Source organism: Bradyrhizobium campsiandrae, assembly GCF_014529705.1.
GTDB lineage: Bacteria > Pseudomonadota > Alphaproteobacteria > Rhizobiales > Xanthobacteraceae > Bradyrhizobium > Bradyrhizobium campsiandrae.
Genome location: NZ_JAANIH010000031.1, coordinates 68,820 through 89,007 on the forward strand (window position 1 = coordinate 68,820; position 20,188 = coordinate 89,007).

Below are 20,188 nucleotides of genomic sequence, written 5' to 3' on the forward strand. Positions count from 1 at the left end.
ATGTGTCCTGCCGAAGATCTTGCCTGTTATCCTGCAAAGTGAATCCACGGCCGCGCGGCGCGGTCCGATGCCTGGAATGCGCGGATCTCGTGGTCGCGCCGTAGCGTCAGCGAAATCTCATCAAGGCCTTCGAGCAGACCCGCGCGACGGCGCGGATCGATGTCGAAGACATGCCGCACGCCCGATGGCGAAGTGACGGTCTGCTCCTGCAGATCGACACTGAGACGCCCCGCGCCCTGGCTCGCTTCGATTTCCGCGGCAAGGCCGTCGATGACGGCCTTGTCCAGCACCACCGGCAGGACGCCGTTCTGGAAGCAATTGGCGAAGAAGATGTCGCCGAAGCCGGATCCGATAATGGCACGGATGCCCATTTCCTGCAGCGCCCACACCGCCGCCTCGCGCGAGGAGCCGCAGCCAAAATTCGGCCCTGTCACCAGGATTTGCGCTCCGCGATAAGGATCTCGATTGAGGATAAATTCCGGATTCTCGGAGCCATCAGGCAGATAGCGAAGCGAGCCGAACGCCCATTTGCCGAGATGGCCGCGAACGGAGTTTCCGATCATGCGGTTGATGCTGATGATGACATCGGTGTCGACATTGGTGCGCATGATCGGCGCCGCGGTTGCGGTCAGCTTGGTGAAGGCTTGCGTCATCTAACGCTCCATGGTTCGGACATCAGCGATGGCGCCGGCCACCGCCGCCGCCACAGCCATGGCCGGGCTCGCCAGATGGGTACGGGCGCGCGGCCCCTGTCGGCCGATAAAATTGCGGTTCGACGTCGACACCGAGCGCTGGCCGGGCGGCACGGTGTCGCCGTTCGCGGCAAGGCACATCGAGCATCCCGGCTCGCGCCATTCAAAGCCGGCCTCGATGAATATCCTGTCGAGCCCCTCGGCCACCGCATCGCGCTTGACGGTCTCCGAGCCCGGCACGACCCAGGCCCGCACCCCAAGGGCAACTTTACGGCCGCGCGCGACCTCGGCCGCGGCCCTGAGATCGCTGAGACGGCTGTTGGTGCAGGAGCCGATGAAGACCCAGTCCACCGGCGTGCCCGCGATCGGCGCACCCGGCTTCAACCCCATATAGTCGAGCGCGATCTCGATAGCGCCGCGGCGCGCCGGATCGGCAATGTCGGCGGGGTCGGGCACGCGGCCATCGACGCCGAGGACATGCTCCGGGCTCGTGCCCCAGGTGATCTGCGGGATGATCGATCCGACATCGATCGACACCTCGCGATCGAACACGGCATCGCTGTCGCTCCGCAGCGTCCGCCAGGCCGCGACGGCGCGGTCCCACATCTCCCCTTGCGGCGCGTAGGGGCGGCCGCGGACATAGGCGAAGGTCGTCTCGTCGGGCGCAATCAGCCCCATCTTGGCGCCGAGTTCGACCGAGAGATTGCAGATGGTGAGCCGGCCCTCGATCGGCATGTCCCTGATCGCGCTGCCGGCATATTCGACGGCGTAACCGGTGCCGCCGGCGGCGCCGACATGGCCGATCAAGGCGAGGATGAGGTCCTTGGCCGTCACGCCGTAGGGCAGCTTGCCGTCGAACGTCACGCGCATGGTTTTCGGCCGGCGCTGGATGATGGTCTGGGTCGCCAGGACATGCGCAAGCTCGCTGGAGCCAATGCCGAATGCGAGCGCTCCTAACCCGCCATGGGTGCAGGTGTGACTGTCGCCGCAGACGATCAGGCAGCCCGGCAGGCTGAGTCCGAGCTCTGGCCCGATGACATGGACGATGCCCTGCCCGGGCTGGTCAATGTCGAACAGCTGGATGTTGCTGGCCGATGTCTCGGTGCGCAACGCGGCCAGCAGCTCCCACCCGGTCTTGATCGTGCCGGCGCGGCCCGCGGCCGTCGAAATCGCATGATCGGGCGTCGCGAACGTCAGCTCGGGATTGTGGACCGGAATGTTGCGGCTCTTGAGGTCGAGCAGGCCGCGGGAGCCGCCGAGATCATGGAGCAGATGGCGATCGACATGGAGTAGATCGGTGTCATCGCTGACATGGGCAATAACATGCTGGTCCCAGATTTTTGCCAGCAGCGTGCGGCCGTGCGTATCCACGATGCGTCCTCCCTGTCCGGCATCTGAAGTGCCGTATTGCCCCCGATCTTGCGGACCGGCTGCGCTGTTGGGAAGCAGGATAAAAAGCCATCGCGGAAATGTGCAGTGACGGTTGGGCAGCGCGCCATCGCGGCCGGCGATGGCAGGCGGTCTGCCCGGGGCGATGTCAGCCCCGGCTGCGGATGACCGTCAGCCGGTCGGAGACGCTGCCCGTGGCGAGGAGCGTATCGTCAGGAGAGCGCAAATGCTCAACCAGCAGCTTCGTCACCGGAGGCAGCGATTTGTAGTCACGCACGCCCATGACCAGCTCGCGCCGCGCCCAGGGCTCCTCAAGCGGGATGGTGGCGAGGCTGTCGATGCCGTAGCGGTCGCGAACGATCTCCAGCGGAACGATGCCGACCCCCATCCTGGCATCCACAACGCGAAACAGCGCATCGAAACTGCTCACGCGGATGCGCACCTTGAGATGCTGCCCGAGAGCCGCGGCGGCCCTGACACACAGCGTCTCGATCGAGCTGCCCTTCTCCAGGCTGACGAAGTCGAAGTCGACCAGCTCGCGGAAGCGCACGCCGCTCCGGCCCGCCAGTGGATGATCGCGCGTGACCAGTGCGACCAGGTTGTCGCTGCGATAGGGCAGCAGCTCCAGATCCTGTCCGTCGATGTTGCCGCCGAAGATGCCGATGTCGGCCCGGTTCTCCACCACCGCTCGCACGATCGCGGGGCTCAAGTCCTCCTCGATATCGATGTGCACCAGCGGATGCCGCTCCAGGAACTGGCTGAGCTCGTCGGCGAGGGCTTCGAGGATCGCGGACTTGTTGGCGCAGATCCGGATCAGCCCCCGCTTGCCCTGCCGGTAACCCGTCAGCTCGCTTTCGAGCTTGGCGAGATTGCCAAGGATGATGCGGGCATGCTCGAGCAGGGCAACCCCGGCCGGCGTCGGCTCGATCCCCTTAGAGTGGCGATGCAGCAGCTCGACCTGGAAGAGGTCCTCGATGTCGGAGATGCGGCGGCTGACCGCAGACGCGGCGATGTTCTTCTTTTCCGCCGCTTTCGCGATGCTCTGCTCCTCGACGATCGCAACAAACAGCTGCAGCGTAAGGAGATCGATCTTAGCCGTCATCTCTCCGCCCTTCAATCGGCTATCATTGGCGCCATTCTGTCGTTATTGGTCACCTGTAGGCTCGTGTAAACCGCTGGCTCGTCATCCCGTTGTGTCCTTTGGACACTATGTTCATCCAGCGGAACACCCTATCACACCTCGTTCTCAAAGTGTTCAGCGGTCGTTCTCGTTAACAGCCAAGATACAACCGAAAATGGCATTTGCGGTTGTGCAACCTTTGCCTTTTCTTCCTGGAAATCGAGACCCTCGGAAAAGCTTGCTCACGAAGTTTTTGTGCTTTCGAGTTGTGCCGTGCGGTCGCGTTGCAGGCCGCAGGAGCCATTTCAAAAACGGCGGCTGCAGCCCCCTTCTCTGGTACTCTTGTCCTAGGCTGCAGTCGTTGCGTGTGGAGACGACGCCAGCCTTGCAATCCGACTCTCGATCTACGGCCATCGTTTTCCTGCTGGAACGAAAACATTCAGAGACTTTTTGGGATGATGGACGCCCACTTCAGGCATCCTCGGTCAGAAGAAGCCGAATCCTGCGGCCAGGATCAAAGCGGCCACGAACTTCGGACGTTCGCCTGAGGCATCGGACATACGCCCAACTAGAAGCATGCTGACGGCACCACAGATGTAGGGTACAGCCGTCAGGAAACCGATCGCCGCCGCGCTGCCACCACCCCCGGCCTTGATCAGATACGGCGCCCAGAAATACGCCCGTAGGACGCGACCTGGATCAGGAAGTAGATGAAGCCCAGCAACAGCACGCCCGGCATCAGCAGCGAGCGCCACGCCGGATGCTCGGCGATCTCGCTCTTCTGCCGGTCGAGTTGCACCGAGATGAGACGACGTTCGCCGTCGCTCAGCCATCTCGCCTGCTCGATGCCGTCATCGAAGCGCAACAGGACAACCCGGCCGAGCGCAACGCACGGCAGGCCGCCAGCCACGAACAGCCATTGCCAGCCGGCGAGACCATGCACTCCGTTCTCGCACCGACAAGCAAGCGGTACGGGTATGGCTCAATGCACGGTGACGGGCAATCGCGCGAAGCCTCTAAGCGTGTTGTTGATGGCCCGCTCGGGTTCCCCCAGTTCGAAGCGAACGATGCGTCGCGCGAATGCCCTGACTAACGCGGTTATCTCCAGCTTCGCCAGATGCATTCCGACACAAACATGAGGTCCGAAGCCGAAGCCGAGTTGATCGCGAGCATCGCGCTCGGTATCGAACGTTTCCGGATCCCGCCATTTGCGCTCGTCCCGGTTGGCGGAGGCGTATAGCAGCAAGATCCTGGAGCCTGACTGTATTGTCCGGCCTTCACAGGTCAGTTCGCGAGTCGCTACCCTTGTGAAGCCCCGGATTGGGGACTCAAGCCGGATCGCTTCGTTGATAGCACCGGGGATCAGAGACACATCCGAGCGAACTTTATCCCATTGGTCCGGGTAGCGGCCGAACAGCCAGAGCAGACTGCCCGTCGCCAGGATCGTCGTATCGAGGCTCGGGCTGACGTAGTCGCGCATCATCGCGGGACATTTCGACCGCGGGACATGCCCCTCGTCGGCAGCTCTCCAGATCGCAGCGGCCCAGCCGTGTTGCGCGAGACCCTTCAGGGTCGCTTCGTCCGTGCAGTAGCGATGTAGTTCCTGGATGTGGGGAAGAGCGTCCCTGCCCCGATCGTTCATAGTGCCGAGCGCGTCGAAGGTCGCGCTCGCCCAGCGGAGCATATTCGCGCGTCCGACTTCGGGTAGCCCCACCAGCTTCGATACGATGGTCACAGGCAGGTGCTGGGCGCAATCGGCGATGCCGTCGAAGCTCTTCTGCCGCACGAGCCGCTCCACCAGACGCTCCGCCTCCTCTTCTATCGCGGGCACAATGCTCTGGAGGGCCGCTGCCGCCAGAGGAGCCTTGATGACCCTGCGCATCTTGTTATGTTCGGGCGGATCGGTCGTGATCGTGTTGCCCAGAGACTGCGTGTTGATGACGTCATTCGCGGCCACGCCCTGTGCGGACGAAAACGTTGTGTAGTCGCGCAGTGCGGCGCGGACCTCGTCGTAGCGTGCGAAGCACCACAGTCTGTGCTTGGACAGGAAGACAGCCGGCCCAAGATCGCGGATCGTACGATAGTGCCCGTAGGGCTCGAGTATCGCGTCGTCCGCATAGAGGTCGGCGTCATACGTGAGCATCTTCGCGCTCCCGGGCGATCTCGTCCTCCCCAAGATCGTCAGTCCAAGGATCCTTCCTGAATTCCTCGAGGTTGGGCCGCAGTCTTGCCGAAAGCTGGGATATGTCGATTTCGTGCACGCTTCTCGTCCCCCCGATGTCAAGGGCGTGGGCAGCTGCCTGGCCCATCGCGAAGCAAGGCCCCATCACTCGAACGGACGCGAGCGCCGCGCTATCGCCGTCGATGCACCGGCCGGCCGCGACCAAATTATCGGCATCGCGGTGGACCATGCTCCGAAGCGGCACGTAGTGCATGTGGTCGTCACCGTCGAACTTTTCCCAGCTCACGCCCTCGGCGGTCTCGTGGGCTTCGACCGGCCAGGAACACCGAGCTACGGCGTCTTGCGGCCTTTCACCGCTGCGCACCTCCTCGATCGAAAGCTGGTGGGCGGAAACGAACCAACGCGTCTGGCGGATTCCCGGGAGACCGTACGCGCGTATCCGAGCATCTCTCATAGAGGGAAATTCGGTCCGCAGGAATTCCAGAATTTTGTCTGCCTGGTCACGACCTTCCAGAGTGGCGCGGCTGGCTCCGATCGGATCCGTCGGATTGGGCATGTGGGTCAGGTTCACCGTCGCTATGTTGCGGCCCGGAAATGCGAAGATGAAGCCGTCCTCGCGCGCAAGCCCATACTGATTCCGCTTTTCTTTGAGAAGCCGCGCCACACGGAAGCCGTCGAATTCGAAGACAGCGCGTCGGTCGAAATTCTCGATCGTGACCATCTGCGTGCCCCAATGCGGCGTCGTCGGTTCCCTCACCTCCAGACCCGCATGCCAAGCGACAGTCGCATCGCCTGAGGCATCGACCACGCCCTTGCAGCGTACTTCGAGATCTCCCCACCGGGTAGTCACGAGAAGGGCGGTGACTTGCCGCCCTTCCATCTTGACCTCGCGCAGGACCGCACCCAGCACGACCTCCACGGTCGAATTCGACAGGGCTTCCTCGGCCCAACGACCGCAGAGGGTTTCGTCGTATTGCAAGACGACGGAGTTCAGCGCTCGCCGCGAATGAAGCGCCTTCGCCGCGTCCAAATAGCGGAGCATCTCGTCGACGGCACCGAATGTCACGCGTCGCGGCTTAGGCCCATTCGAATATAGCCCGCAAATGGTGCCAAGAAGCGTTCCGACCAATTGACCGCCGAGGGTCGGCATCGCTTCCAGAAGAACCGTTCGTCTTCCCAGGCGGGCGGATGTCAGGGCGGCCATGAGACCGGCGGCCCCTGCCCCGACCACGCAAATATCGGCATCGATCTTCTGCGTGTCGACGGTCTTCCGGACGATCCGTGTCCTCTTGTCGATCATCTCATCGCTCCATTTCGTTGGTGATCAGGCCGAAGCGGCGCTGGGCTGACCATCGCCTTCAGGCGATAATGTTTCCACGTGGATGGACCGATCGTAGATCCTCATAAGGAAGAAGGATGCGATGGCCACGATGCCGATCGGGAAGGCGGCCGCCCAGAACAGCTGCGCGACAGGCAGCGATATCGAAAGTAGAATCCCTCCGATAAACGGCCCGATGATCGAACCTACTTTTCCGATCCCGAGGGCCCATCCCAGCCCATTGGCGCGAATAGACGTCGGATAGATGCTTCCGGCAACGCCATGAAGGGAGTTCTGAACCCCGATCGTGAAGAAGCCTGCCGCCGTCGCCGCCGCGAGCAGCAACGCTTCGGACGAGTTGAGCAGGCCTAGCGAAGCGACTACGGGACAGGCGATGAGCGCCGAACCGACCAAGGCTCGCAAGCCAGAGCGGTCGATGATGTAGCCCACGACCAAGCCGCCGGCTGCGCCTCCCAAAAAGAAGCACGACAGAGCTAAAGCGGCAGCGCTCCTCGGCAACCCGGCCGTTTCGATGAGAACGGGAAGCCAGCTCACGAGCGCAAACAAGGTGATCGAGTTTGCCACATAGACGATCCAGAGAAGCGGGGTCATGATCGATCGGCCATCCCCGAAAAGCTGCACGAACGGCGAGATTGACTGAGTTTCAGCCCCTCCAACGACCAATGAAGCGGCGTTGGTTCGAGCTGCGGTCGCGGCAAGGAAACTCTGCGATTCCGGTAGCATCGCAATCAGCGCAACCGTGAGCATCAACGAAGCCGCGCCACCGACATGAAATATGATCGGCCAACCATGGGCCGGCACCAACTGGGCCGAAACGATACCGCCGAACGTGCCGCCGATTGCATAGCCCGCGAAGATAATGGTGATCGCGGTGACCCTGAGGTGCTTGGGGGCGAACTCGTTGGTCAATGCCACGGCGTTGGGCACGGCGCCGCCGAGGCCGATGCACGCCACGAAGCGGTAGGCCAGCAACTGATCCAAACTCGTCGCCCAGCCGGTCGCATAGGTAACGACGCCGAACAGGACCGAGCCAATCGCGATGGCTGTCTTGCGCCCCCAGCGATCCCCCACGTACCCGAAGAGGATGGAACCGGCCAATAGTCCGAGTAGCCCGGCGCTGAAGACTCCGCCAACAGCAAGCTTATCGACCTTCCAGGTTCGGATCATGTCCGGCACGGCGAAGGACAGCGCTGCAACGTCGTAGGAATCTGCAACCATCAATAGAAAGGAGAGAGCTGTGACCCGGACCGTCAATGCGGTCGAAGGACCCAAAGGGGATGCTCCGGATAGCGACATGTTTCCTCCAGGCTCGATTTTGATTTTCGAGACCAAAGTAGGCGCTGGACGATTGTTGGCAAATGCCGGAATATGCGTAAGTCATGCCATCAGGGCATAAGGCGGCCAGATGCAAATCCAACCCGAATCCATCCTTTCGTCACCGGATCTGGAAGTCAGGGATGGAGCCGGCGATCGGCGCAAATTGAGCCTGCGCCAGATCGAAGTTTTCCGGGCGGTCATGCTGTCCGGCTCGATTAACGGCGCGTCGCAGATGCTTCATGTATCTCAACCAGGCCTGTCGCGCGTCGTGAAAAGGACTGAAGACGTACTCGGCTTCAAGCTGTTCGAGCGTACGCGAGGCAGGCTCATCCCGACCAACGAGGCCGGTGTGCTGCTCAACTTGGTGGGACGTGTCTATCGTCAGCTAGACGAGCTCGGCGAGGCAGTGGACCGTTTAACTAAAGGCGACGGGGGCCTATTCCGACTGGGATGCACCGGCAGTCCAGGTCGGTGCCTTGTGCCGCGCGCCGTCGCTCAGATGCGCGCTGTCCTTCCTCAGCTCAACTTCCAAGTCGACGTTTTGCTCATCGACCAGATTATCGACTATCTGCTGTTTCAACGCGGCGAGTGCGTCGTGTCGGTCTTTCCGGTCAGGCATCCGCTCGTCACCTGCAAGCCAATCAGCAAGGGGGGAATCGTCGCGGTGGTGCCGCAGAGACACGACTTCGCCAGGAAGAAAGAAGTCACGGTGCGTGATCTTGCCCGCGAGCCACTGATAGCCTTCGAAGCCGCCACGCCGCATGGTGCGATGGTTTCGCAATTATTCGAGAAGGACCAGCTTACTGCGCGCATCGACTTTGTTGTCCGCCATATCGAGACCGCCATTAGCCTAGTCGCGAACGGGGTCGGAATAGCCTTGGTCGACGAGTTCTCTGTCGCCGAAGCTTCGGGCCTGCCAATCTCAGTCGTCCGCGTGAAGAACAGTCCGACGCTCAATTTGCATCTCAGTTGGAACAAAGACGTCGTGAGGTCGCAGTTCTTCAAGCGATTCGAGACTTTGCTGACGCGTCCCCTCGACAAGAAGTGAGGACCAGCGGATCGAACTCGAGATGCTTCCGTGCGTATGCTTTCAGCACTATGATATCAGTCGACGAACATAGACGCACATTGAGCCGAGACGGACCCCTCTTGGGCTTTGGCCGACTGTCAGCCAGTACCGTCAGCGGTCACTGGCCCACAACCCATTGATAGTCCGGTTTACCATGGTCGGGGCATCACAAAGCTTAACTTGACAAAAGCGCATCGCTGATCTTCTCGGCCGCCATGATCACGGGGATGTTGGTATTGGCCGTCGGCAACCGCGGCATGATCGAGGCATCCGCCACGAAAATATTGTCGCTGCCGATCACCCTGCCCTCGGGGTCGACCACCGCCATGGGGTCGGCGGAATCGCCCATGCGGCATGTTCCCACGGGGTGCCAGACGCCGAACACGCTCTGCCGCACGAAGGCTTCAAGGGCACGGTCGTCCGCCAGCGTCGCCCGGAAGGCGGTGCCGTTGAGCAGCACCAGCCGGATCAGGAGTTGCCGGAGAACCGCAGGCACGTCGAGCATCGGCCCAAGGATGGATGCGACGATGCGATTGACCGTGCCATACCGGCTCAGCCGCTTGATGCGCGGGGAATACGAGGCCGGGAAGAAGTCACCGGCCTCAGGATTGACCGCGGGATGGACGACCAGGCTCGCAAGCAGGCGGACGGACGCAATCATCCGTTCGAGATCACGCGGATCGGACAACAGGTTGAAATCGAAAACCGGAAAAGTCTTGGGATCGGCCGTCGCCAACTTCAGCGATCCGCTCGAATACGGCCGGTTGCACCAGAGGAAATAGAGCCCGAGCCGCGTGCCCAGCGCATGCCAGCCGCCGCGGGCCGAGGCCGTGATGTACATATCGGAGCGATCGCAGCCAAGATGTCCTGACGAGAAACGCATCGCCGCGAAATTTGGACGCCGCCAGGCCAGCGGCAGCCGCAGTGAGCGCGGCAGATACTGGCAGAAGGTCAGCGCGGGATGATCGCGCAGATTGCTGCCGACGCCAGGCCGATCGATCGCCACGGGAATGCCGAGCGCTTGCAGCGCAGCCCCGGGGCCAATGCCCGCTCGCATCAGGATCGCCGGCGATTGCAGCGCGCCGGCCGTGAGGATCACCCGGCCGGCGCCAACCCTGAGCTTCCGACTGCCACGCACAACCACCACGCCCGTTGTGCGACGACCATCAAGCTCGAGCCGCTCGACTTCACTGTCGGCCCAGACGGTCAGGTTCGGCCGCGCGCGCGTTGCCGCGTCGAGATAGCCGGCGGCCGTGGAGACGCGCCGGTCGTTGCGGTTGGAGAAAGCCGGCGGAAAGATGCCGTCTTCAAACTCGGCGTTCTGGTCCTTCCGGAACGGCAGGCCGGTCGCCGACAAGGCCTCGCCCACCGCGCGCCCGAACGCTGGCATCGCCTCGCGCGCGATGCGGCGGATCGGGATCGGGCCGCTTCTGCCGTGGAGCGGGCCGTCGAAATCCAGATCGGTCTCGAGCTTGAGGAAATATGGCAGCACGTCCGCCCAGCCCCAACCGCGTGCGCCGAGGTCGCGCCATTCATCATAGTCGCGCGGCAGGCCCCGATTAGCCGACTGCACGTTGATGCTGGAGCCGCCGCCCATCACCCGCCCCTGCTCATAGGCGCGGACGACCGGCCTGCCCTCGGCGTTGCGGCCCGCCGTTGCCGACAAGCCCGGCCAGATGTACTTGTCGCCGAAGAACAGCGGCATCGGATAGCTGTCGAGGATTTCCGGCGGCGTCGCCTCAGGCGGCGTGTCCATCCCGGCTTCGATCAGAAGCACGCGACGGCGTCCGTCCACGGAAAGCCTTTTGGCGAGCACGCAACCCGCCGACCCGCCGCCGACGATCACATCGTCGAAATGCAGCTCATCCATTTCAGTCTCGTTGCGCGTTGAGCGCGCCGGCGCAGCGGCTAGGCAGCCGCGCCGGCGCTGGGCTCAGCGGAAGTTGCCCTTGGTCTCGGGGATCACAACTGCGCCGATCAGGTAGATCACGAAGACGCCGACCGCGAAGGTGGCCAGCGACATCGGAATCTGCGCCGGGCTGGCGCTCACCAGCGAGACGAAGGTCGGCATCATGCCGCCCAGCGCAAAGCCGATGTTCCAGGACAGCCCGGTGCCGCTCGCGCGCAGCGCGGTCGGGAAACGCTCGTTGAGGAAGATCAGCACCGGCGCGTAGCCGGCATTGCCGATGAAGGCGATGGCGAGCGCATAGAGCGTGATCTGCGTCATGTCGGTTGTCGCTGCGAGATTGAGATAGCAGAGCGGCAGCAGCACCGTCGCTAGCGCGCCGATCAGCAGGAACGTCTTCTTGCGGCCAATGCGATCGCTCAGTGCGCCGATGAGCACGGCCGAGAAGAACGCCGAGACGCTTGCACCCATCAGGATCAGCGACGAGGTCTGGTTCGGGACCGCGTTGATGACCTTCAGGAAGCTCGGCAGGTAGCCCGAGGTCAGGTAATAGCCGGCGCCGCCGCCGAAGGTGATCAGCAGATTGACCAGCAGCACGCCGCGATATTCTCCGGAGAACACGTCCTTGACCGGCGCCTTCGAGACCTTCGCCTGCTCGTTGCCCTGTTCGCGCTTGAGTTCCTTGAAGTACGGGGATTCCTCGAGGTTGCGGAAAATGAACCAGCCGAGCAGCGAGCTCAACAGGCCTGAGAAGAACATGAAGCGCCAGCCCCACACCGCGAAGGCATCGCCGGGGAAGACCGACGAGGTGATCAGGAAGATGAAGGACGCGAGCAGCGCACCGATGCCGGCGCCGCCGCCGCCGACCAGGCCCGACATCGCGCCGCGCCAGTGCGGCGGCACCGACTCGGTGCCGATCGTGTGGGTGGACGCCACGACGCCGCCGACGAAGATGCCCTGCACCAGGCGCAGCATCAGGAACACGATCGGCGCGATCACGCCGACCTGCGCGATGGTCGGCAGCAGGCCGAACGCCGCCGTGCTGAGGCCGACGCCGACGATGGCGACGAGCATGGCCTGCTTGCGGCCGTGCACGTCGGCATAATGCCCGAACACTGCCGAGCCGAGCGGCCGCATCAGCAGCGTCACCGCGAAGGAGCCGTAGACCGCGGCAAGCGACAGCGCCGCATTGCTCGACGGAAAGAACAGCGCACCTACGACCGGCGCCACGTAGAGCAGAATGAACAAATCGAACAGATCGAGTGCCCATCCGAGCACCGATGCGATAATCGCATTGACCATCTGCTTGTTGTCGGCCGATGCCTCCGCACCCGCGACCAGCATATCCATCTCAGCCATGTTGTTTTACCTCCCCCGTTTGAATGGTGCCGCGGTCCGCGTCATTGCGAACCGCGTCATTGCGTTTGCGTCACGTCTCAGCGGCCGGTGAACTTCGGCGGACGCTTGGCGTTGAAGGCCTCGACGCCCTCCTTGAAGTCTTCCGACTGGCGCAGGCGGCTGTAGCAATGACCCTCGAGCTCGATGGCGATGGCCAGCGGCGAATCCTCGGTGTCGTTGAGCAGCTTCTTGGCGGTGCGCTGCGCCAGTGGCGAGAAGGTACGGAGTTCGTCGACCAGCCTGGCAGTCGCCTTCTCAAGCTCGGCGTCCGGCACGCATTCGGTCGCGATGCCCCACTCGTAAGCCTGCTTGGCCGAGATGCGCTTGGAGCGCATCACGATGTCCTTGGTGCGGGTGATCCCGACCATCTTCTGCAGGCGTGCCGAGCCGCCCGAGCCCGGGATCTGGCCGAGCTTCTGCTCCGGCAGCGCGTATTGGGTGGTCTCGGATGCGATGCGGAAGTCGCAGGCCAGCGACAGTTCGAAGCCGACGCCGAAGCAATAGCCGCGGTTGGCGACGACCACGGGCTTGGCGCAGCGCGCCGGCGCCGCGATGTTCCAAGCGAGCTTGGAGACGTGCTCGGGGCTCGCCTCCATGAAGCCGCCGATATTGCCGCCGCTGGAGAAGTGCTCGCCCTCACCGCGCACCACGATGACGCGAACGCGCGGATCCTCGTCCAGCGTCTCGAAGGTCAGCCGCAGCTGGTCGCGCTGCGGCATCGCCACGACGTTATAGGGCGGACGGCCCAGAATGATGTCGGCGTGCTCATGCGCCTCGTCGATCTCGACCTTGAACCCGTCGAGTTTTGCTAATCGCGGATCGGTAAACACATAGGCTGACGGCATTTCGGCTTCCTTCTGTTGATGGGTGTGACGATCAGGCCTCGTCCGATGGCGGGAGACGCTCGGCCGCGTATTCTCCGGCGACGAGCAGTCGCCGCAGCAGCTTGCCGACCGGCGATTTCGGGATCGCGTCGACGAAAACGTAGCGGCGCGGCCGCTTGAAATTGGCAAGACCCGAAGTGCGGCAGAATTGCTCGAGCTCGACGTCGGAAACGGCGCGGTTGCGCTTGACGAAGGCGGCGACGACCTTGCCCCACTTCTCGTCGGCAACGCCGACCACCGCAACTTCGTCGACCGCGGGATGCAGCGACAGGCAGCTCTCGATCTCGACTGGCGAGACGTTTTCGCCGCCGGTGATGATCATGTCGTCGACGCGGCCGGTGACGAACAAATCACCGTCCGGATCGACGAAGCCGGTGTCACCGGTAAAATACCAGCCCTCGCGCAGCGACTTTGCGTCGGCCTCGGGCCGCCGCCAGTAGCCTTCGAAGGCTTCGTCGCCCGCGAGCGTCGCGATGATCTCGCCCTCCTCGCCGACTGCGGCAAGCTCGGCCACCGACTTCGCAGCAATGCGCACGACCTTGACGTGCTGATTCAGTCCCGCCTTGCCGGCCGAGCCCGGCTTGGCGGCGGCGTTCTGGTCGATCGTAAACGTGTAGATCTCGGAGCTGCCGTAATGGTTGACGAACAGCTCCGGCTTGAATGCCTCGTTCAGCTTCTTCAACAGGCCATCGGTCATCGAGGCTCCGGCAAAGCCGAGCTTGCGCACGCTGGAGACGTCGGTCCTGGCAAAGGCCTCGTGATGGACGAGGTCGTGATAGAGGGTCGGCACCAGATAGAGGTTGGTGATCTCTTCCTTCGCGATCAGCGCGAGCGCCTGTCGGCTGTCATAGCGCGGCAGGCAGATGAAGGTGCCGCCGATCAGCGACATCGCCAGCAGCGAGCGGACGCCCATGGTGTGATAGAGCGGCATCACGCCGAGCGTGCGCTCGCCGCGGCCGTAGAGATTCTGGGCGACGTGGGCGATCGCCGCAGCGCGTTCGGCGCGGTGCCGACGCGGCACGCCTTTTGGGCGCGAGGTCGTCCCCGACGTGTAGAGCATGATCGACCAGGCATCGGCGCCGACGCGCGGCTCGGCATCCGGCGCGCCGTCCTTGAGCAGATCGGCAAAGCCCGTTGCATCGCCGATCCCGGGATCGACGGACACCCGCAGCGGCCTGCCCGAGAGCGCTGAGCCCTGCACCGCCTCGGCAGAGATATCCTGATAGAACACAGCGCGTGCCTCGGCGTTCTCGATGCAGTAATCGAGCTCGTCGGCCTTGGCGCGCCAGTTGATCGGCGTAATCACGAGCCCCGCGAACTGGCAGGCCCAGTGCAGGGTCGCGGCTTCCCAACGGTTCTGCAGCAGCGTCACGACATGGTCGCCGGGCTTGAGGCCGAGGCGGTCGAACGAGGCCACCAGCGCGGAAATCTTGTCGTACCATTGCCGATAGGTCAGGCGGAGGTCGCCGTCGACCAGGGCAATCGCGTTCGGATCGCGCGCGGCGCTGGCCATGAAGCTGCTGGCGAGATCAAGCATCTGACGTCTCTTTTTGAGGTGAAGCAAGCTGGGCGGCGGCTTCCAGCGCCGCCTGGATGATCGGGGTGTAGCCAGTGCAGCGGCAGATATGGCCGCTGAGGAGATCGCGGATATCCGCCTCGGTCGGCGTTGGATTTTTCGCGAGATAGTGGTCGAGCGACATCAGGATGCCGGCGGTGCAGAAGCCGCATTGGAGCGCGTGGTTGCGGCGGAACGCCTGTTGCAGCACGCCGAGCCTGTCGGCCGAGGGCGCGAGCCCCTCGACCGTCCTGAGTTCGCAACCGTCGACCTGCGCGGCGAGCGTCAGGCAGGACCGCGTCAACATCCCGTCGACGACGATGGTGCAGGCGCCGCAGACGCCGTGCTCGCAGCCGACATGGGTACCGGTCGCGCCCAATTGGTGCCGCAGGAAATCGGACAGCAGCATGCGCGGCTCGGCCTGCGCCTCGACCGGCTTGCCGTTGAGCGTGAAGCGCACGGAATGGCGCTGATCGGCCTTGAGACGGGTCATTGCAGCACCTCGTCGATCAGGTCGCGTCCGATCATGCGGACAAGGTCGCGGCGATAGCGCGCGGTGGCGTGGACGTCGTCGCGCGCGACGAGCTCGTAGGCGAAGGCGTTGAGGGCATCGTCGAGCGCGCAGCCATCAAGAACGGGCCAGTCGCGCGCGGTCGGGACGTCGGCGACGCCGCCGACAGCGAGACGCACGCCCGTTGGCGTCTTCATTGCAGCGCAGGCGACGATGGCGAAATCGCCGTGGCGGCGTGCGACCTCGCGGAAGGCAACGCGCGATCCCTTGACGACAGGCAACGAAATGCCTTCGATCAGTTCGTCGTCGGCACGCGCGGTCAGCATCATGCCGGCGAAGAAGTCTCTTGCCGCTACCCGGCGGCGGCGCCTGGCGCTACGGAGCAGCACCTCGCCGCCCAGCGCGACCAGCGCCAGCGGCATCTCGGCGCTGGGATCGGCATGGGCGAGCGAGCCGCAGATGGTGCCGCGGCTGCGGGTCTGCACGTGACCGACCCAGGGCAGCGCCAGCGCGACCAGCGGCAGTGTTTCGCCGAGCTGGGGCCAGGCCAAGAGATCGGCCTGACGCACGCCGGCGCCGATGACGACTGCATCGCCCTTGCGCTCGATCTGGCGGAGCTCGTTCAGCCGCATGATGTCGATCAGCAGCTTTGGCTTGGCGAGGCGCATGTTGAGCATCGCCATCAGCGATTGCCCGCCCGCGAGCACGCGGGCATCGCCGCCCTGCTGCGCGAGGCCTTCGAGGACGTCGCCAACGGTTTCTGCGCGGAGATAGTCGAAGGCGGGCGGCTTCATCGGCGCCCCCCGAACAGGCTGGCCACCTTCGCCAGCACGGCAAACAGCGAGAAGCCGCCGCCCTCTGCACTCCCGCCGCCGGCCTTGCGGGCGAGCGCGGTGACGAACTGGCCGATGATCACGCGTGTCGCGCCATCGAGCAGACGGCCGCCGATGCTGGCGACCTTGCCGCCGATCGCGGCGTCGTAGCTGTAGGTGAGTTTCGTGCCGCCGTTGCCGTCGGGGGCCAGCGTGATCCGTCCCTCGGCGTTACCAAACCCGAGCGCGCCGGTGGCGCCCCCGCGCAGGGTAACCGCGCGCGGCGGATCGAGGTCGAACAGCTCGACATCGGCACGGTAGCGGCCGCTGACGGGACCGATGCCGAGCGTGACGTCGGCTCGGAAATGCGTATCCGTGACCTTGTCAACGCGCTGGCAGCCGGGAATGACCGATTGCAGCGTGTCGGGATCGAGCAGCATGGCCCAGACCTGCTCGGGCGCGCCCTTCAGCGAGGCCTGCCCTTCGCCTCGCAGCCACCGGTCACCTTCGCGCGCGGGCGCGATCGTGGCACGACCGGCCGGCGGCAGCCGCTCGGCGCCGCGCACGAGTTCAGCGAGACGTGCCGGCGCCAGCGGCAACGTGAGGTCGGCCACGCCGAGCGCATCGGCGACGGCATTGGCGAGGCACACGGGCGTCGACATGCAATTGCCCTCGCCAACGCCCTTCGCGCCGAGCGGCGTGAACGGCGACGGCGTCTCCATGTGGAAGATCTCGGGCTCCGGCACCTCCGTGGTGGTCGGTAGCAAATAGTCGGCCAGCGTTCCGGTCAGAAAGCTGCCGTCCTCGGCATAGGCATACTCTTCGAGCAGCGCGGCCCCGAGCGCCTGCGTAAAACCGCCACGGATTTGGCCGTTGACCATGCCGGGATGCAAAATGGTGCCGCAATCGTGCATGGTGACGTAGCGATCGATCCGCGTCTCGAGCGTGGTCGGATCGATCTCCACGCCGCAGAAGTCGAAGATGAAACCGTGACAGAGCGAGGAGTTGATGCGGTCGTCGTCGTCGGGCGGCGTCAATTCCGGCGGCGTCCAGAACACGGTCTCGCGGATGGTCTGGCCGGCATCATCAGGGAGCGAGCCCGGCGACCAATGACTGAGCGCGGCGACGCGCGAGAACGCGATCCGGTTCTCCGGATTGTGCTTCGAGGCGACAAAGCCTTTTGCAAAGACGATGTCGGCGGCTTCGACATTGAGCTGGCTCGCCGCGATACGCACGAGACGACTGGCGACACGCTCGGCGGCGATCTTGGCCGTGCCCGCCACCGCGGCGGCAAAGCGGCTGGCGTAATTGCCAGACGCGATCGACCAGGCGTCCTTGGCGGTGTCGATCTCGGTGTTGACCCGAATGTCCTTGGGCTGAAGGCCAAAGACGTCGGCGACCACCTGTGACAGCACGGTGCGATGTCCCTGCCCTTGCGGCACCGAGGCGACATGAACCGTGACGCTGCCGACCGGATCGAGACCGACGGTCGCGGTCGCCTGCGCGCCGTTCTTGGGACCTGCCTTGCGGCGCTCGGCCGCCGTCAGCACGGTGGTGATGTAACCCATGTTGGAGACGCTGGGCTCGACCACGGCCGTGAACCCGATACCATAGAGCCCCCCCCGCGCCCGCACGTCATCGCGCTTCGCCTTCAGCTCCGCGAGCCTGCCTTGCTCGACTGCGCGCGCGACGGCTTCCTGGTAGTTGCCGGAATCGAGCAAGGCACCGGTGGCGGTGCGATAGGGAAACGCGTCGGCATCGATCAGATTGCGCTTGATGATTTCGAGTGGATCGAGAGCCAAGCCGATCGCGATGCGCTGCACCAGCCGTTCCAGCGCGAAATAAACCTGCGGGCCGCCAAAACCGCGGTTGAGACCGGTCGGCGTCTTGTTGGTGACGACGACGCGGTTGCGAATCTTGACGTGATGGATGTCGTAGGCGCCGGTCAGATTGCCGTGCATGCGATAGAGCGTCGCCGGCTCCGGCGCCCGCAGATGCGCACCGCAATCCTCGACCTGGTCCCAGTCGAGTGCGAGGATCCTTCCGTCGCTTGCCACCGCCGCCGACAAAGTCGTCGCGCGGTTGGTGGCCGACACCGAGGCGGTGAGATGCTCGAGCCGGTCCTCGATCCATTTCACCGGCCGGCCCGTGACGCGCGCAGCCGCCGCGATCAGCACGATGTAGGGAAATACGCCCTGCTTGACGCCGAAGCTGCCGCCGGAATCCGGCGGCGTGCGTAACCGCAGCCGGTTGCCCGGCACCTTCAGCGCACGCGCAATCACCGTGTGGATGCTGAACGGGCCCTGGAAATTGGCCAGAACTTCATAGGCATCTTCGCCGGCATCGTGCGAGGCGACGACGCCGTATGTTTCGATCGGCGTGCAGGAATTGCGGGGATAGCGGATGTCGATCGAGAAGCGATGCGGCGCGTCCGCAAAGGCCTTTTCGGGATCGCCATAGCGGAAGGCGCGATCGCTGGCGAGATTGCCGGGAAAGCCGTCGTGCAGCACCGGCGCACCCGGCGAGATCGCGCCAAGTGGATCGACGACGGCACCGCGCGGACGATACTCGACATTGATCAGCTCGGCCGCGTCTTCCGCACGCGCGCGATCGGTCGCGACCACCACGGCGACGGGCTCGCCGACATAGCGCACACGATCCATCGCAATGGGCCAGCACTCGACCGGCGCTTTCACGCCGACCACGAGACTCGTGGTGACGGCCTTGACGTCGCCGCCGGTCAGAACCGCGGCAACGCCCGGCAGGCGCTTTGCGGCTTCAACGTCGATCGAGAGAATGTCGGCATGGGCGTGCGGCGAGCGCAGGATGGTCGCATGCAGTGTGCCGGGCTGGACGCCGAGATCGTCAATGAAGCGGCCGCGGCCGGAGAGCAGCGCAGCGTCCTCGACGCGTTCGATCGAGCGTCCGACCCAGGGCGCGTCGCCCCGTCCCGGATTTGCGGATGTGACCGCCTGCAACATGTCCCGGCATACCTCCCGACGCGCTCTTTGACGCGACGGCGACAGTTGTCAGGACAGGGGGTGCAGGAGCCATACCGCCGGCTCTCACGACTTACCAAAACGTCTCATTCGAGAGCGTGCAGCGCAGCATCAATCCGCGAGCATCAACCCGCGAGACGCGAGACGTTGCGGAATTCGCGCGGGCTGACGCCGGCATGATCGCGGAAGAAGCGCGTGAAATGCGCCGGCTCCGGAAAACCAAAACGCTCGCTGAGCTCGCCGAGCGGCGTCTCCTCGCGCATCACCGCTTCCAGCGCGCGCTCCATGCGCACGACATTGAGATAGATCTTCGGCGAGACGCCGAGCGATGCGTCGAACAGGCGGAAGAACTGCGCGCGCGACAGGCCGGCACCCTTCACGAACTGGTCGACATTGGTGTAGGAATCCTGCACCCGCATCGCATCCATCGCGCGCCTGATCCGCCAGTCGCAGTTCACCGCGCTCATGCCGCGGATCGATCTCGGAAAGCTGCGCCATGGCGTGAAGCGCTCGATTACCGCGATCATCAGGTCCGACAGCGTCTGCTCGTGCGTCCGCACCGCGTCCGGATTGGCCATCATCTCGGCCGCCAGATGCAGCGTGAGCTGGCGGATGCGCGGCGACACCTCGCCCGAGGGCCGCTCGAAAAATCCGGGCGCGCCGCTCGCGGCCCATCCCGGCCGGAACTCCTTCAGCCATTCCGGCTCGATGTAGAGCGCCATAATCAGCGTGCGTGGACGATTGGCGTCGTGCACATAAGCATGCGGCTTCCAGCCGTCGACGAGCACCGCCGCCGTATCGGTCAGCGGCGTGACCTGGTCACCGACCATGAAGTGCGTGTCGGCGCCTTCGACCTTGAGCAGGACGTGGCAGTGATGATGGGCGTGGCGGACCAGCGGACGGTCCATGTCGAGCAGAGCAACCCTGCCGAAAGCGCCATGAGCGATGCGCAGGGCCGTCGACATCAGTTCCTTCCTCCCGGCATTGCGCTGCAAAATGGTTGGCTTGTCGGCGC

The 20,188-nt window shown here is 64.3% G+C and carries 16 protein-coding genes; 1 reads left to right on the forward strand and 15 read right to left on the reverse strand.

The window, feature by feature from the left end; translation table 11 throughout:
* Nucleotides 1-26 precede the first annotated feature (26 nt).
* The 7 genes from leuD to G8O24_RS22955 form a co-directional block, all read right to left on the reverse strand.
* On the reverse strand, nucleotides 27-653 hold the full coding sequence (gene leuD, locus G8O24_RS22925; protein WP_188103256.1) for a 3-isopropylmalate dehydratase small subunit: 627 nt from the start codon (nucleotides 651-653) through the stop codon (nucleotides 27-29).
* Nucleotides 654-2,063, reverse strand: a complete 1,410-nt coding sequence (gene leuC, locus G8O24_RS22930; protein WP_188103258.1) for a 3-isopropylmalate dehydratase large subunit — start codon at nucleotides 2,061-2,063, stop codon at nucleotides 654-656. It abuts the gene before it with no gap.
* A gap of 166 nt (nucleotides 2,064-2,229) precedes the next feature.
* Nucleotides 2,230-3,183, reverse strand: a complete 954-nt coding sequence (locus tag G8O24_RS22935) for a LysR family transcriptional regulator (RefSeq protein ID WP_188103260.1) — start codon at nucleotides 3,181-3,183, stop codon at nucleotides 2,230-2,232.
* A gap of 673 nt (nucleotides 3,184-3,856) precedes the next feature.
* Complete coding sequence (locus G8O24_RS22940; protein WP_188103262.1) at nucleotides 3,857-4,144, reverse strand: hypothetical protein; 288 nt, start codon at nucleotides 4,142-4,144, stop codon at nucleotides 3,857-3,859.
* Nucleotides 4,145-4,183: 39 nt separating this feature from the next.
* Nucleotides 4,184-5,344, reverse strand: coding sequence for a cytochrome P450 (locus G8O24_RS22945; protein WP_188103263.1), 1,161 nt, complete (start codon nucleotides 5,342-5,344; stop codon nucleotides 4,184-4,186).
* Entirely contained in the window at nucleotides 5,331-6,683 is a 1,353-nt protein-coding gene (locus G8O24_RS22950) for an FAD-dependent oxidoreductase (RefSeq protein WP_188103265.1), read from the reverse strand. The genes G8O24_RS22945 and G8O24_RS22950 overlap by 14 nt, the downstream gene beginning before the upstream one ends.
* A gap of 24 nt (nucleotides 6,684-6,707) precedes the next feature.
* Nucleotides 6,708-8,018, reverse strand: a complete 1,311-nt coding sequence (locus tag G8O24_RS22955; protein WP_188103267.1) for an MFS transporter — start codon at nucleotides 8,016-8,018, stop codon at nucleotides 6,708-6,710.
* A 109-nt stretch (nucleotides 8,019-8,127) separates the two neighbouring features.
* Between G8O24_RS22955 and G8O24_RS22960 the strand changes: the two genes are divergently transcribed.
* Nucleotides 8,128-9,087 (forward strand): LysR family transcriptional regulator, encoded by a 960-nt coding sequence (locus G8O24_RS22960; RefSeq protein ID WP_188103268.1) that lies wholly within the window; start codon nucleotides 8,128-8,130, stop codon nucleotides 9,085-9,087.
* Nucleotides 9,088-9,283: 196 nt separating this feature from the next.
* On the opposite strand, the gene G8O24_RS22965 is transcribed toward G8O24_RS22960, so the two are convergent.
* The 8 genes from G8O24_RS22965 to G8O24_RS23000 all read right to left on the reverse strand — a co-directional run bounded on the left by G8O24_RS22965 (nucleotide 9,284) and on the right by G8O24_RS23000 (nucleotide 20,138).
* Nucleotides 9,284-10,978 carry a GMC family oxidoreductase gene (locus G8O24_RS22965; RefSeq protein ID WP_188103270.1) on the reverse strand — a complete coding sequence of 565 codons (1,695 nt, stop codon included), beginning with the start codon at nucleotides 10,976-10,978 and terminating at the stop codon, nucleotides 9,284-9,286.
* 63 nt (nucleotides 10,979-11,041) lie between these two features.
* On the reverse strand, nucleotides 11,042-12,373 hold the full coding sequence (locus tag G8O24_RS22970) for an MFS transporter (protein WP_188103272.1): 1,332 nt from the start codon (nucleotides 12,371-12,373) through the stop codon (nucleotides 11,042-11,044).
* A 77-nt stretch (nucleotides 12,374-12,450) separates the two neighbouring features.
* The gene (locus tag G8O24_RS22975) at nucleotides 12,451-13,257 is read right to left on the reverse strand and encodes an enoyl-CoA hydratase/isomerase family protein (RefSeq protein ID WP_188103274.1); all 807 of its coding nucleotides are present in this window, start codon (nucleotides 13,255-13,257) and stop codon (nucleotides 12,451-12,453) included.
* Nucleotides 13,258-13,288: 31 nt separating this feature from the next.
* Entirely contained in the window at nucleotides 13,289-14,833 is a 1,545-nt protein-coding gene (locus tag G8O24_RS22980; protein WP_188103276.1) for an AMP-binding protein, read from the reverse strand.
* On the reverse strand, nucleotides 14,826-15,344 hold the full coding sequence (locus tag G8O24_RS22985; RefSeq protein WP_188103278.1) for a (2Fe-2S)-binding protein: 519 nt from the start codon (nucleotides 15,342-15,344) through the stop codon (nucleotides 14,826-14,828). The genes G8O24_RS22980 and G8O24_RS22985 overlap by 8 nt, the downstream gene beginning before the upstream one ends.
* Complete coding sequence (locus tag G8O24_RS22990; protein ID WP_188103280.1) at nucleotides 15,341-16,156, reverse strand: FAD binding domain-containing protein; 816 nt, start codon at nucleotides 16,154-16,156, stop codon at nucleotides 15,341-15,343. Before G8O24_RS22990 ends, G8O24_RS22985 begins: the two co-directional genes overlap by 4 nt.
* Nucleotides 16,153-19,155 carry a xanthine dehydrogenase family protein molybdopterin-binding subunit gene (locus G8O24_RS22995; protein WP_188103282.1) on the reverse strand — a complete coding sequence of 1,001 codons (3,003 nt, stop codon included), beginning with the start codon at nucleotides 19,153-19,155 and terminating at the stop codon, nucleotides 16,153-16,155. Before G8O24_RS22995 ends, G8O24_RS22990 begins: the two co-directional genes overlap by 4 nt.
* A 143-nt stretch (nucleotides 19,156-19,298) precedes the next feature.
* Nucleotides 19,299-20,138 carry a helix-turn-helix transcriptional regulator gene (locus G8O24_RS23000; protein ID WP_188103284.1) on the reverse strand — a complete coding sequence of 280 codons (840 nt, stop codon included), beginning with the start codon at nucleotides 20,136-20,138 and terminating at the stop codon, nucleotides 19,299-19,301.
* Between the last annotated feature and the right edge of the window lie 50 nt (nucleotides 20,139-20,188).